Source organism: Paenarthrobacter nitroguajacolicus, from assembly GCF_051027655.1.
GTDB lineage: Bacteria > Actinomycetota > Actinomycetes > Actinomycetales > Micrococcaceae > Arthrobacter > Arthrobacter nitroguajacolicus.
In genome coordinates this window covers 4,517,481-4,530,540 of record NZ_CP073234.1, presented here as the reverse complement: position 1 = coordinate 4,530,540, position 13,060 = coordinate 4,517,481, and the positions used below count along the sequence as shown (strand labels likewise).

14 protein-coding genes are annotated in these 13,060 nt (G+C 62.7%); 9 read left to right on the top strand and 5 right to left on the bottom strand.

Features of this window, described 5'->3' with window-relative positions; translation table 11 throughout:
- From KCX59_RS21360 to KCX59_RS21340, 5 genes are read left to right on the top strand one after another with little or no spacing between them, the layout of a single operon-like run.
- Complete coding sequence (locus KCX59_RS21360) at window positions 1-873, top strand: acyl-CoA thioesterase (protein WP_179017945.1); 873 nt, start codon at window positions 1-3, stop codon at window positions 871-873.
- 59 nt (window positions 874-932) lie between these two features.
- The gene (locus KCX59_RS21355; protein WP_179017944.1) at window positions 933-2,624 is read left to right on the top strand and encodes an AMP-binding protein; all 1,692 of its coding nucleotides are present in this window, start codon (window positions 933-935) and stop codon (window positions 2,622-2,624) included.
- A 15-nt stretch (window positions 2,625-2,639) separates the two neighbouring features.
- Window positions 2,640-5,030, top strand: coding sequence for a bifunctional salicylyl-CoA 5-hydroxylase/oxidoreductase (locus KCX59_RS21350; protein WP_179017943.1), 2,391 nt, complete (start codon window positions 2,640-2,642; stop codon window positions 5,028-5,030).
- Window positions 5,031-5,032: 2 nt separating this feature from the next.
- Window positions 5,033-6,391 (top strand): MFS transporter, encoded by a 1,359-nt coding sequence (locus KCX59_RS21345; RefSeq protein ID WP_178994475.1) that lies wholly within the window; start codon window positions 5,033-5,035, stop codon window positions 6,389-6,391.
- An 8-nt stretch (window positions 6,392-6,399) separates the two neighbouring features.
- Window positions 6,400-6,807 carry an acyl-CoA thioesterase gene (locus KCX59_RS21340; RefSeq protein WP_054808492.1) on the top strand — a complete coding sequence of 136 codons (408 nt, stop codon included), beginning with the start codon at window positions 6,400-6,402 and terminating at the stop codon, window positions 6,805-6,807.
- A gap of 76 nt (window positions 6,808-6,883) precedes the next feature.
- On the opposite strand, the gene KCX59_RS21335 is transcribed toward KCX59_RS21340, so the two are convergent.
- The gene (locus KCX59_RS21335; RefSeq protein WP_091463952.1) at window positions 6,884-7,417 is read right to left on the bottom strand and encodes a hypothetical protein; all 534 of its coding nucleotides are present in this window, start codon (window positions 7,415-7,417) and stop codon (window positions 6,884-6,886) included.
- Between the two features lie 136 nt (window positions 7,418-7,553).
- Here KCX59_RS21335 and KCX59_RS21330 point away from each other — a divergent pair, with 136 nt between their 5' ends.
- Window positions 7,554-7,934, top strand: coding sequence for a hypothetical protein (locus KCX59_RS21330; protein ID WP_179017942.1), 381 nt, complete (start codon window positions 7,554-7,556; stop codon window positions 7,932-7,934).
- Between the two features lie 155 nt (window positions 7,935-8,089).
- Window positions 8,090-8,974 carry a PaaX family transcriptional regulator gene (locus KCX59_RS21325; RefSeq protein WP_091463948.1) on the top strand — a complete coding sequence of 295 codons (885 nt, stop codon included), beginning with the start codon at window positions 8,090-8,092 and terminating at the stop codon, window positions 8,972-8,974.
- Window positions 8,975-9,021: 47 nt separating this feature from the next.
- Here the strand turns inward: KCX59_RS21325 and KCX59_RS21320 are convergent, their stop codons facing one another.
- Both KCX59_RS21320 and KCX59_RS21315 read right to left on the bottom strand, forming a co-directional pair.
- The gene (locus KCX59_RS21320; protein ID WP_179017941.1) at window positions 9,022-9,804 is read right to left on the bottom strand and encodes a VOC family protein; all 783 of its coding nucleotides are present in this window, start codon (window positions 9,802-9,804) and stop codon (window positions 9,022-9,024) included.
- A 240-nt stretch (window positions 9,805-10,044) separates the two neighbouring features.
- Window positions 10,045-10,686 (bottom strand): NADPH-dependent F420 reductase, encoded by a 642-nt coding sequence (locus KCX59_RS21315; RefSeq protein ID WP_178994464.1) that lies wholly within the window; start codon window positions 10,684-10,686, stop codon window positions 10,045-10,047.
- Between the two features lie 82 nt (window positions 10,687-10,768).
- On the opposite strand from KCX59_RS21315, the gene KCX59_RS21310 reads away from it, so the two are divergent.
- On the top strand, window positions 10,769-11,092 hold the full coding sequence (locus KCX59_RS21310; RefSeq protein ID WP_256871494.1) for a hypothetical protein: 324 nt from the start codon (window positions 10,769-10,771) through the stop codon (window positions 11,090-11,092).
- Window positions 11,082-11,786 (top strand): HAD family hydrolase, encoded by a 705-nt coding sequence (locus tag KCX59_RS21305; RefSeq protein WP_179017940.1) that lies wholly within the window; start codon window positions 11,082-11,084, stop codon window positions 11,784-11,786. Before KCX59_RS21310 ends, KCX59_RS21305 begins: the two co-directional genes overlap by 11 nt.
- 18 nt (window positions 11,787-11,804) lie before the next feature.
- Here the strand turns inward: KCX59_RS21305 and KCX59_RS21300 are convergent, their stop codons facing one another.
- Together KCX59_RS21300 and KCX59_RS21295 are read right to left on the bottom strand one after the other, a co-directional pair.
- Complete coding sequence (locus KCX59_RS21300) at window positions 11,805-12,170, bottom strand: hypothetical protein (protein WP_256871493.1); 366 nt, start codon at window positions 12,168-12,170, stop codon at window positions 11,805-11,807.
- A 138-nt stretch (window positions 12,171-12,308) separates the two neighbouring features.
- Window positions 12,309-12,920 (bottom strand): NADPH-dependent FMN reductase, encoded by a 612-nt coding sequence (locus KCX59_RS21295; protein ID WP_179017938.1) that lies wholly within the window; start codon window positions 12,918-12,920, stop codon window positions 12,309-12,311.
- Window positions 12,921-13,060 lie beyond the last annotated feature (140 nt).

The following is a 13,060-nucleotide window of genomic DNA, read 5'->3' as shown; positions in this document are numbered from 1 at the left end:
ATGATCACTGGAACCCTGACGTCCGAGACCTTCCTCAAGGCCGTTGAACTTACGCCCGCAACGGCCGAGGTTTTCGACGAAGCCTGTGAAGCAACCACCCAGTACGTGCCGTGGCCCAAAGCCTATGGTGGAGACATGGTGGCACAGGCTGCGGCCGCAATGATGCGGTCCGTTGATGCTGACAGGACTTTGCACTCGATGCACAGCTACTTCATGCGTCCCGTGGATATCGGTTCCAGTGTCCGCTACGAAGTGGAGCGTCTCCGGGACGGCCGCGGGTATTCCACCCGCACCGTCAGGGGCTTTCAGAACGGTAAGCCCGTCTATGCGGCCATGGGCTCGTTCCAGGTTCCCGAGAACGGGCCGGACTTCCAGCCCGAGGCTCCTGCCGCCGTCGAGCCTGAATCGCTGCGGACCGCTGCCGAAGCGTTGGACGGAACGGATGGTCCGGCGGCGGACTACTGGTCCACGGGCCGCAGCTTCGATATGCGTCATATTCCAGGACCGGTATATATAGAACTGGAAGGCGGCTCAGTGCCGCAGCAGGCGATATGGGTCAAGGCCTTTGATGCCCTGCCTGACGACGCCGACCTCCACCGCACAGCGTTGGCTTACGTCTGCGATTACACAATTTTGGAGCCGCTGCTCCGGGTGAACGGACTCAATTGGTCCAGCCCGGGACTCGCCACCGCCAGCTTGGACCACTCGATGTGGTTCCACCGCGACGGTCGCGCTGACGACTGGGTGCTCTACGCCCAGGAAGCTATCTCCGGTCAAAGCAACAGGGGCCTCGCCATGGGCCGCTTCTTTGATCGGCAAGGAAGACTGCTGGCCACGGTCGCCCAAGAGGGCATGATCCGGGCCGGCTCCTAGGCAGTTTTGACCCCCCAACCCCACTCCGCTTCAACGACGCACCACTGAAAGGAACGGCCATGAGCATGATGCCATCGGCCCACGTGGACACGTTCACCCGCGACCACCTGCCCCCCGCCGATACCTGGCCTGCGCTTGAATTCACCCTTCCCGAACTCCACTACCCGGAACGGCTCAATGCTGCTGCGGTACTGATCGACGACGGCGTCGAACAGTACGGCGCGGACAGCCCGGCCCTGCGGACCCCGGACGGCGTTGTCTGGACCTACGGCCAGCTTCAGCAGCGTTCCAACCAGGTGGCCCAGGTACTCACGGAAGACCTCGGTGTTGTGCCGGGCAACCGCGTGTTGCTGCGCGGGCCCAACAACCCCTGGATCGTCGCTGCCTGGCTCGGCGTGCTGAAGGCCGGCGCCGTGGTGGTCACCACCATGCCCATGCTGCGCTCCAACGAAGTCTCCACCCTCATCGGCCTCACCAAGCCGGTGGTGGCCGTCTCTGATCACCGCTTCGTTGACGAGCTCAGGGTCGCGGCGGGGGACCAGGTTAAGGTCCTGACGTACGGGTCCGGTAACGGGTCCGACGACGACGATCTCACCTCCCGCTGTGGGCAAAAGAGCGGCGTGTTCACGGCTGTGGACACTTCAGCGGACGACGTTGCGCTGCTGGGTCCGACGTCGGGCACCACCGGTGTGCCGAAGGTGACCATGCACTTCCACCGGGACATCCTGGCCAACGCGGACACCTTCGCCCGCTTCATCCTTGAGCCAACGGCCGATGACGTCTTCGCCGGTTCCCCGCCCCTGGCTTTCACCTTCGGGCTGGGCGGCCTGGTGGTCTTCCCGCTCCGTTTCGGCGCATCTTCGCTCTTGACTGAGAAGGCCGGGCCCGTGGAACTGGCAGAGCACGCCGCCGCGGCTGGTGCCACGATCCTCTTCACTGCCCCCACTGCCTACCGCGCCATCCTGAAGGAGAAGCGGGGGGACCTCCTCCGCGGCCTCCGCGTTGCCGTCTCTGCTGGAGAGCACCTGTCCAAGGAGACCTGGGAAGCTGTTCGGGAAGCTACCGGCCTGCGTTTGGTCAACGGAATCGGCGCTACTGAGCTACTGCACGTGTTCATTTCCGCTGCCGGCGATGACATCCGCCCAGGAACCACCGGGCGCGCTGTTCCGGGTTTCCGGGCCACTATCCTGGACGACGACGGCAACGAACTCGGCCCGGGCAGCATCGGCCGCCTGGCCGTGATCGGCCCTACCGGGTGCCGCTACCTCGACGATGCCAGGCAGGCTAACTACGTGGTCCGGGGTTGGAACGTCACCGGCGACACGTTCGCCATGGACGCCGACGGGTACTTCACGTACCAGGCGCGCTCGGACAACATGATTGTCTCTTCCGGTTACAACATCGGCGCACCCGAGGTTGAAACGGCCATCGACCAGCACCCCGATGTGGTGGAAAACGCCGTCATCGGAGTTCCGGATGAAGAGCGAGGCAGCATAGTCTGCGCTTTCATCGTGCTGCGCGAAGGTGTCACCGGCGACGCCGCAAAGCGCAAGGAAATCCAGGACTTCGTGAAGCAGGCCATCGCCCCGTACAAGTACCCCCGGGACGTCCGCTTCGTCAACGAACTGCCACGCAATCCCAGCGGCAAACTCCAGCACTTCAAGCTCCGCGACAGCCTTCTCGCCGAGGGCGTTAAAGCGAACGCGAACCAGACCGAACAACTTACCCCCGCCGGCCAGAGCCAGGCCTGAGAAGGAGCAACACCCATGAAAATCGCAATCGTTGGAGGCGGCCCCGGTGGCCTGTACTTCGCAGCACTGATGAAGCAGCTGGACCCGTCGCACGACATCACCCTCTGGGAACGCAACGCTGCCAGCGACACCTTTGGCTTCGGCGTCGTATTTTCCGATGAGACGCTCGGTGGCATCGGCAACGCCGATCCCGTGGTGGCTGAATACATGAGCCGCCGCTTCGCCCGCTGGTCCGATATCGACATCCATTTCCGCGGCGAGATGACGACAGTCGGCGGCCAGGGCTTCGCTGCCATGAGCCGCAAGGAATTGCTGGAGCTGCTGCAACGTCGCTGCATCGAACTGAACGTTGACGTGCGGTTCAGCACCTTGGCCCCCGCCGTAGAGGAACTTGAAGCCAACTACGATCTGGTTCTTGCCGCGGACGGCATCAATTCGCAGATCCGTGCCAAGTACGCTGACTCGTTCAAGCCGAACCTGGACCCGCGGACCAACAAGTTCATGTGGCTGGGTACGGATCAGGTGTTCGAGGCCTTCAAATTCTTCGTGAAGGAAACCGAGTGGGGTGTCATGCAAATCCACGGGTACCCCTACTCGGATGAGGGTTCCACGTTCATCGTGGAAATGCACCAGGACGTGTGGCACGCGGCGGGTTTCGGTGAGACGGCCAACGAGGTCTTCCCTCCCGGCGTCTCGGATGAGAAGGCCATCGCCAAGATCCGCGAGATCTTCGCCGAGGAACTCAACGGCTACGGGGTCCTCACCAACAACTCCAAGTGGATCAACTTCACCACCGTCCGCAACGAAAACTGGCGCCACAACAACGTGGTGCTGTTGGGCGACGCCGCCCACACGGCCCACTTCTCCATCGGTTCCGGCACCAAGCTGGCCATGGAGGACTCGTTGGCACTGGCCGCTTGCCTGCACGAACACGCGGATGTGGAGTCCGCGCTGGCGGCGTATGAGGCTGAGCGCCGGCCCGTGGTCGCCTCCACCCAGCGCGCAGCCCAGGCTTCCCTTGAGTGGTTTGAGCGCATCGGCCAGTACAAGGACCAGGACCCCACCCAGTTCGCGTTCAACCTGTTGACCCGTAGCCGCCGCATCACACAGGAAAACCTGCGCCTCCGCGATCCTGAATTCGCAGATGCCGTGGACCGCGATTTCGCTTCGTCACAAGGACTGACAGAGGTGGCACCGGCCATGTTCCAGCCCTTCCGTATCGGCGAGCTGGAGCTGAAGAACCGTATTGTGGTCTCGCCGATGGACATGTACTCGGCTACGGACGGCGTTCCGGGCGACTTCCATAAGGTTCACCTGGGCTCCAAAGCACTCGGTGGCGCCGGTTTGGTCATGACCGAAATGGTCTGCGTTTCCGAAGCCGGCCGCATCACCCCCGGCTGCAGCGGCCTGTACACGGACGATCAGCGTGACAGCTGGAAGGAAATCGTGGACTTCGTCCACAGCCGTTCCACTGCCAAGATCGGTGCTCAGCTGGGCCACTCGGGCCGCAAGGGCTCCACCAAGCTCATGTGGGAAGGCATTGACCAGCCGCTCGAGTCAGGCAACTGGACCGCCGTCGGCCCTTCTGCCCTTCCATACAGCCCGGAGAACCAGATCCCCGTGGAGTTGGATCGGGCCGGCATGGATGCCATCAAGGCGGAGTTCGTCGCTTCCACGGTCCGTGCCGATGAGGCCGGTTTCGACCTCCTGGAAATCCACGCCGCCCACGGCTACCTGCTGTCTTCCTTCCTTTCGCCGGTATCCAACAAGCGGACCGACGAATACGGCGGCAGCCTGGAGAACCGGTTGCGGTTCCCGCTGGAAGTGTTCGACGCCGTTCGCGCGGCCTGGCCCGCCCACAAGCCGGTGACGGTGCGCATCTCCGCAACGGACTGGATCGAGGGTGGCAACACCTCCGACGATTCGGTGTCCATCGCCAAGGCGTTCGTCGAGCACGGCGCTGCAGGCTTGGACGTTTCCACCGGCCAGGTGGCCAAGGAAGAGAAGCCCGCCTTCGGCCGCAGCTACCAGACCCCGTTCGCCGACCGCATCCGCCAGGAAGTTGCCGCACCGGCAGGCGTGGCAGTGATCGCCGTCGGTGCCATCTCCACCTACGACGACGTGAACTCCATCCTCCTCGCAGGCCGCGCGGACCTGATCGCCCTGGGCCGGACGCACCTTTACGACCCCCAGTGGACGCTGCACGCTGCAGCTGAACAGGAATACCAGGGCCCGGGCGCCCAGTGGATCCCGCAGTTCCGTGCCGGCCGCCGCAAGCCGCCGAGCTCGCGCACTGACGCCGTTCGCCCGCGCCTTTCCTTGCTAAAGGAAGCCGATATCCAAGAGTCCAACACCCACCTTCGCTGGACTCCTGAGTCCGCCGCCGCATCGGTTCTGGTGAAGTAGCCATGGCGACCGCACCCCTCAACACATGGAATGTGCCCAGGAAGACCACCGGACTGGTGTTGTTCTGCTGCTGGCTCGCGATCCTCGCCGAAGGCTATGACGTGGGCGTCCTCGGGGCCATCCTTCCTGCCCTTGCTGAGTACAAGGAATGGAACCTTAGCCCGCTGGCGCTCGGTGGACTCGGCTCATATGCCTTGATCGGCATGCTTATCGGCGCCCTGTTCATCGGCACCCTCAGCGACCTCGTGGGACGCAAGAAGATGCTCCTGGCTTCCATGGCAATCTTCACGCTCACCCAGGCGGGCGCCGCGTGGGCACCGACGCCGGAGCTCTTCGGCCTGTTCAGGCTAATCGGTGGCCTGGGAATGGGCGGTGTCATCCCGGTGGCGGCGGCCCTGACCATTGAATACTCGGCACCGAACAAGCGTTCCTACAACTACGGCCTCATGTACTCCGGCTACTCGTTGGGCATTGTCGCCGCCGCTCTTGCCGCCCTGTTCGTCCTGCCCATGGGCGGTTGGCGTGCGGTCATAGCTATTGGTGCTGCGCCGGTAGTGCTGATTCCGATCATCTGGAAGTTCCTCCCGGAGTCCTTGGAATTCCTGGAATCAAAGGGCCGGAAGACCGAAGCCAAGGCACTGGCCACCAAGCTGAACATCTCCAACTACACGCCGGTTGTTGCCGTGGCTCCCAAAGCAGGTGTGCAGGCTGATCCTTGGTGGAAGACCATCACCACCATGTTCTCGCGGAAGTACCTGCGCTCCACGGTGTTCTTCTGGATCTCGCTCTTCTGCGGCCTGGTCCTCGTCTATGGCCTGAACACGTGGCTGCCGAGCATCATGAAGAAGGCCGGCTACGACCTCGGCTCATCCTTGACCTTCCTCCTGGTCTTCAGCCTTGCTTCCGCGATCGGTGGCCTGCTCCTGGGCCGCGCCGCAGACAAGTACGGCAAGAAGCTCATCCTGGTGGTGTTCTACATCCTGGGCGGGCTGGGCATCATGCTGCTCGTCTTCCCGAACACCATGGTGGTCAACCTGCTGTTCGTGGCCTTCGCGGGTGTCGGATCCATCTCGACGTCCCTGGTCCTGACCGGCTACATCGCCGACTACTATCCGGCGAAGGTTCGTGGCACGGCAACGGGCTGGGCCCTGAGCTTCGCCCGACTTGGTGCCATCTCCGGGCCCTTGATTGGTGGCTGGATCGCAGGCTCGAAGCTTCCCTTCGAGGCAAACTTTGCGATCTTCGCCGGCATCGCAGTACTGGCAGCCGGTGCTGTGGCAATGATTCCCAAGCCACAACCTGAGGTGCCGGTTGCCGCCGTCGACGTTGATCCCGACGACGCCACCGTCGGCGCCCGCTAGGAGCAATCATGGACAGGTTTCCGGAGGCGTGCGTTGAGCGAACGGTGGAGTGGGTAGACACCGATGCCTCCGGACACCAGCACAACTCGGCGATCCTGCGTTGGGTTGAGGCTGCGGAAGCTGAGCTTTTCCGCTCGCTGGAGTTGCCGGATTATTTCCCCAGCGCTCCGCGGGTGCAGCAAGTTATCAATTACAAGGCGAAGCTGTGGTTCGGCCAGCGCATCACCGCCACGGTGAGGATTCACGCGCTCGGCCGGACCTCGCTGACCATGGCTTTCGATGTAACGTCCGACGCCGGTGAGGTCGCCGCGTACGGGACGGTCACCACGGTGCACGTCCCTAACGGCAGCACCGCTGCGCAGCCTTGGCCGGAACATCTGGTTCGCGCCGTAAAGGGTGTCCCGGCAGCCGAATAGCTCCGCCGAGATGGCAGTTGACACCAATGTTGAAGCCTGGGATTGGTGTCTGCTGCCATCTCGGCGAGGGGGTTGTCTAGCGCAGGCCCTTAAGGATGTTCTTGGGTCGCTGCATCTCACCGTGCTTGGCACCCAGGATGATCACCCAGGCAGCGAACGCAGGAATGGCCCACTGGAGTGCTTTCAGCTGGGTTTGGGCGGCCTTCAACTCGTCCGATGCGCCGGCCTTCGGTTCCGTGGCGCCCACGGCGCCTTCGTCGGAGAGCTCATCCACCTTCTTGCCCACCACGCCTGCATACAGGGTGACGGCTGCTCCAGCCAAAGTCACTACTGTTTTGTATATGGTGTTGGCGGCGACGCTGTCCTGCTTGGCGATCCGGCCTTTGTTTTCCCAAGCGATGGCCAGGTCGGCGGCAAGGTGTCCGGCGAAAGCTGCCGTCTGGACCGGGGCCCACTTACCCCAGCCTTTGCTTGAGAGGCGGGTTCGCTCGGTGGGGTCTTTGGCTTCCGCTGCGGCGCCGTTGAGTCCGATGGCCCCCATCAGCGAGCCGCCGAACCATGCTGCGGCGGTGAGGTCGTGAATGGACCGGGCTACGAGATTTCCTGCCATGATGTGGTTCCTATCGTTGATACGGAAAGGACTTTCTGAGGCCGTGTTAGCCTCGAAACAGCATGGTCCTATACTAAGCATGCTTACTAAGGTGCGGCCAGTCGGTGGAGCGATGCCTTGCGGTTACGCTTGGACCGTGGAGCAGCTCTGGGCGATTCTCGCGTGCACAATTCTTGGTTGTTTGGCCGTTTTCCAGGCTGCGTTGGTGGCTGGCGCGCCCCTAGGGCGGTTCGCTTGGGGTGGGCAGCATGACGTCCTGCCGCGGAAGTTGCGGGTGGGCAGCGTGGTCTCCATAGTGCTGTACGCCTTGTTCGGCTACACGGCGTTGGCAAAAGCGGGTTTGGCGCCGGTACTGGTCAGTGAAACCTTCGCCGACATTTTCATGTGGGTACTTACCGCCTACTTCATTTTGGGCGTTGCCATGAATGCGATCTCCCGCAGCAAGCCCGAGCGTTTCGTGATGACGCCGGTGGCGCTGGTTCTTGCAGTCCTCTTCTTGCTTCTTTCGCTTGGTTGATCCCGGACCCGGGAGCACGCAGCCCGCGACACTGCAGTTAACCCCGATGTTGCGCCCGAGCATGGGGGTTACCTGCCAACTCGGCGGGGACCAACACCGCACCTATGATGAACTGGACTGGCGCCGGACTGCGGCGCGGAAATGAGGGCCCTTAGATGTTCGCCGTCCCGGCACCTCCGGTGCGCCACCAGCAACTGCTCGTCACGATTTTCGGTCTTTACGGCCGCAACGCGGGCGATGCGTTGCCGGTCTCTGCGCTGATTTCCATGCTGGGCTCGCTCGGTTACGACGCCCCGGGTGTGAGGTCGTCCGTCTCCAGGCTTAAGGCCAAGGGCGTACTGAAGAGTGTCCGCGAGGGCGGAATCGCCAAGTACAAGATTTCCGAGTCCGTCAGCGACGTGTTCCGTGAAGGTGACCGGCGGATCTTCGCACCGGAGCAGCCTGCGCCGGTGGATACCTGGGTGCTGGCCGTCTTCTCAGTGCCCGAATCCATGCGCAACCGCAGGCACCAGCTGCGGTCCGCGCTGCTGGGACTTGGTTTTGGTTCCGTAGCCAACGGTGTGTGGATTGCCCCCGCACACAAGTTGGAGCAAGCCCGGGAACGCCTTACCGCGAGCGGGTTGATCGAGTTCGTTGACCTTTTCCGGAGCGACTACGTGTTCGACGGGCCCATGCGGCCCAAAATATCTGAGTGGTGGGACCTCAAGGAACTCGATCAGCAGTTCACCGAGTTCCTCGAGGTATACAAGGGTGCTGAGCAGCAATGGACCGAGCAGGTGGGCGATGATCCGGAAGCTGCCCTGGCTGCGTCCACCGAAGAGCTGCGGCGCGACGCATTCCGCTTTTACATTCCCATGCTCACCATGTGGCGTAAGTTCCCGTACCGGGACCCTAACCTCCCCACCGACTACCTTCCGCCCGAGTGGCACGGACCAGCGGTGCGCAAGACCTTCCTGGCCGTACACCGCTTGGCGGCGCCCCTTGCAGCGGCCCACGCACATGAGGTCATTGCTGAGGCCTTGAACCCGGCCGCAGCCTGAACCCTGAGGTCTTGTACGCGGCGGACTGGGCCTTTGGGGTGGTTCTCTTACTCGTTGATGCGGGGGGCGTCGATGATGCCGAACACTTCACCCTGTGGCGCTTGAATGATGGCCATACGCCCCAGGGGACTCTCCGTTACGGGCATCAGAAGGGTGGAGCCGAGCTCCACTGCCCGTTCCGCAGTGCCTTGGACGTAGTCGCTGGCAAACCAGGTCAACCAATAGTTGGGGGTGGCATCGGGGATGTCGTCGTCATGCTGGATTCCTCCCACTTCCCGGCCGTCCAGCGGCCTGCGCAGCGTGGAGTAGACAAAGCCGTCCTCGCTGGCGTCCTGGTAGCTGACGTCGAAGACCTCAGAGTAGAAGGACCTGGCGGCGGTGAAATCGCGGGTGTGGAGCTCGTTCCAGCACAAGGAGCCGTGTTCATTGACGCGTTCCGCCCCGATATGAGTGCCGGCCTGCCAGATACCGAAGGCCGCGCCCACGGTGTCGACGGCCAAGGCCATGCGGCCGGATTCCATGACATCGAACGGAAGTGCAATCATTTCTCCGCCGGCCGCGCTGATTTTCCTGGCAGTAAGGTCGACATTGTCTGATGCCAGGAACGTGGTCCACACGGTGGGCATGCCCGGTGCCTGCTTCGGCCCCACACCAGCGACGGCGCGCCCGCCAAGGTGTGCCAGCAGGTACTCGCCGGCGTCCTGGCCGCCGGCTACGAATTCCCAGCCGAAGAGATCCGTGTAAAAGCTTTTCGCGGCTGCGAGGTTGTCCACGCCCAAGTCCACCCACATGGGCGTCGCTGCCGGCCAGCTCGAGATTTTGGTGGACATGGGACTCCTCGGGGTAGGGCTCTTAGGGGGTGGCTGACTCCCCGAATGCCCGATGCGCCAGGCGCCCGGAGAGACAGCCACTATAAAGTGCGCCGACGTCCCGATTCGTGACACGATTTCGACCCCGGAATTTGAGCCAGCCCTAAACCGCTGACCCCAAAGACGCCGACCCCAAAGACGGCAGCGCCGCATCGGCGGCGGGAAGGCGAAAGCCGCCCTCCCGCCGTCGTGCGTTTCCCGTTAGACCGTGCGCGTTGCCTTCGCGAGGTTCTCGCGGAGTTCGTCCGCGTTCTGCCGGATGACGTAGGCCGGGCGGTCGCGCTCAACGCGCCAGCTGTCCTCCAGCGGGCCGACGTTGACGGTGTCGAAGCCGAACTCGTCGTAGAGCTTGGTGACAAGCCCGGCTGCTTCCGGGAAATCACTCGAGGTGGCCAGGGCACGACGGTTGGCGCTGCCCGCGGGGGCGCCGTCCGTGGTGATGTCCTTGGCGAAGATGTGATTGAAACCTTTGGCCACCTTGGAGGTTGGGAGGTGCTTCTGGAGCAAGCCGGAGGTGGTGGCTTCCCCGTTATCCAGCTCGGGAATGCGGCCGTCGCGCTCCCAGTAGTAGTTGTTGGTGTCGATGACGATCTTGCCCTCAAGCGGCTCCGTCGGGATGTCCCTGTAGTTCTTGAGGGGAACGGTCACGACGGCGAAATCACCCGCCGCTGCTGCTTCGGCTGCCGTCGCAGCCCGGGCGCGCGGCCCCAGCTCCGCCACCAGCCCGCTCAGGGTCTCGGGGCCCCGTGAGTTGCTGATGACGACGTCATAGCCAAGTTCCACTGCTTTACGGGCGACTTGGCTGCCAATGTGTCCTGCACCGATGATTCCGATTGTTGTCATGACCTTGCAAACAACAAGTTGCAGACGCCTCATTCCTGCGTTACGCAATGTTTCTGAGAAGCTTATACTAAGTAGTCTTACTATGCTGGTTGGCATCGAAGACGAGGAGGTAGGGATGGCCGGGCATTTGGAACTGGTTGAAACGCCTGACGGGGAATTTCGGATTTTGATGGTGGACGGCGACGACGTGTTGATGGGTCTCTCCAAGCGGTTTGCCTCAGTGGATGAGGCCGTTGAGGGAGTTGCTGCCATCAGGGAGGTGGCGGGGACGGGACTCCTTCGCACCTCGACGGCGGAACGATATGCCGTGCTGATGTTGGAGGAACCTGTGATTGATTCTGCGCTGGCAGCGCAGGGTGTGCACGGTGCACAAGCCCGGACGAAGGTGGTCAACTGTGGCAGCTGACACGACGACTCAGAAGAAGCGCGGTGTTCTTTTCGATGTTGATGGAACGCTGATCGATTCGAGCTACTTCCACGCTATGGCTTGGTGGCAGGCGTTCCGACGCGAAGGGTTGGACATCGAGATGTCCGCCATTCATCGTCGAGTAGGCATGGGTGGGGACCGGCTCATCCAGAGCCTGGTTCCGGACTGCTCCGAGGATATGCAGGAAGATCTGAAGTCTGCGCATGGTGCGGTCTTCTCAACGTTTTGGCCGACTCTGCGTACCTTCGAGTCGGTTCGGGACCTTCTGGCCGCGTGCTCCGACGCCGGATTGGCGGTGGGCTTGGCGTCCTCGGCGCAGGAACGCGACCTGGAAGTGAGCAGGCGCCTCCTGGACGCCGGATCTTCCATCGATGCGTGGACCAGTTCCAATGACGCCAAGGAGAGCAAGCCCGCGCCGGACATTCTTGAGGCGTGCTTGGAGAAGCTTGGGCTTAGCCCGGAGGATGTGGTGTTTGTTGGGGACGCGGTATGGGACGTGAAGGCCGGCAGTGCCATTGGCATTCCCGTTATCGCGCTGACCTGCGGTGGAATCAGTGAAGCCGAACTGCGGGACGCCGGTGCCGCGGAAGTCTATGACAATCCACGGCACCTGCTGGAGAACCTGGAGACCAGCATGATCGGCAAGTTGATGGCTGGTTCGCGGGACGCCTAATGGCTGCTATCGGTGCATCTAGCGCGGCTCGTTGCTGATTCCTTTGTCCCGTCCGCGCCGGTTCCGCAGGGTCCAAATGATCAAAACGATGATGATGGCTGCCGCAACGCCCGCCAGAATCCACGGAACGACGTCGGTGCGGGTTTGCTCCTGTTGTTCGGTCTCGCTGGTGCCCGGATTGGCAGGTCCGGTGCCGGCGGGATTCGAGACGTCCGTGGTCGGCTCCGCGGTGGGCGTGGCCGTGGAAGGGCCGGAGGGATTGCTGGGTTCCGGCGACGGAGTGGTGGTGGCAGCTACGCTGCCCTGCACGCCGCCTGCTGCGTTGGCTGCAACGGCAGTGGAAAGCATGGCCCCGGCGAAGAGGGTCAAAGCAAGGGTGGTCATGGCTAATCTGCGAAGCATCATTCCTCCTGGGTTACTAGCATGATTCCTCATATAGTAAGCATACTGACTAAGCCCTGGTTGTGGATGCCTTTAGCGGGCGCCGCCGGCAGTGGATCCGGAGCGGCACCCGCGGGCGCCTTAACGCGTGAGCTTGGCGGAATCCGGTTCCTGGTCGCCGATGTGGCCCGGCGCGTTGGCAGCGAGGACGCGCTGGACGAACGCACTGTACTCCTCCATGTAGTGTCGCAACAGCCCGGCCGTTCCTTCGTCCTTAACTGAACCGTCGTCGTCGTACGCGTCTGCGACGAAGCGGATATACGCCTCAGGTGCGTTCAGCTGCGGCGCGTCCAGGAAGCTCAAAACGCTGCGCATGGACGACTGCATCACCGCTGTACCGATACCGCCCGGCGATGCGCCGATGATTCCGGTGGGCTTGCGCGCGAATGAGTTGCTGCCCCACGGGCGCGAACCCCAGTCGATGGCGTTTTTCAAGGCGCCCGGAATGGAGCGGTTGTACTCGGGGGAGACGAAAAGGATGCCGTCAGATGCGGCGATGGCATCCTTCAATTCGCGGCCTGCAGGCGGGAAGTCAGCGTCGTAGTCCGCGCTGTATAGAGGGAGGTCCTTGATGGCGATTTCATGGAACTCGAGTTCCGGCGGTGCGACGCAGATGAGGGCCTTGGAGAGGACCCGATTGATGGAATTGCTTGCCAGGCTTCCGACGAAATAACCGATTTTGAAGGTGTCCATAGCGGCTTTCCTTTCCGACGGCACGGCCGGAACCGGCTCGTCGACGGTGTGGTGGCTGGTTGCCCCCAGCTTCCACCGACCCTAGTTGACTTATGCACATAGCGCAGCCCCTACTCCCGCCGGGACCTTTGCGGTCATAG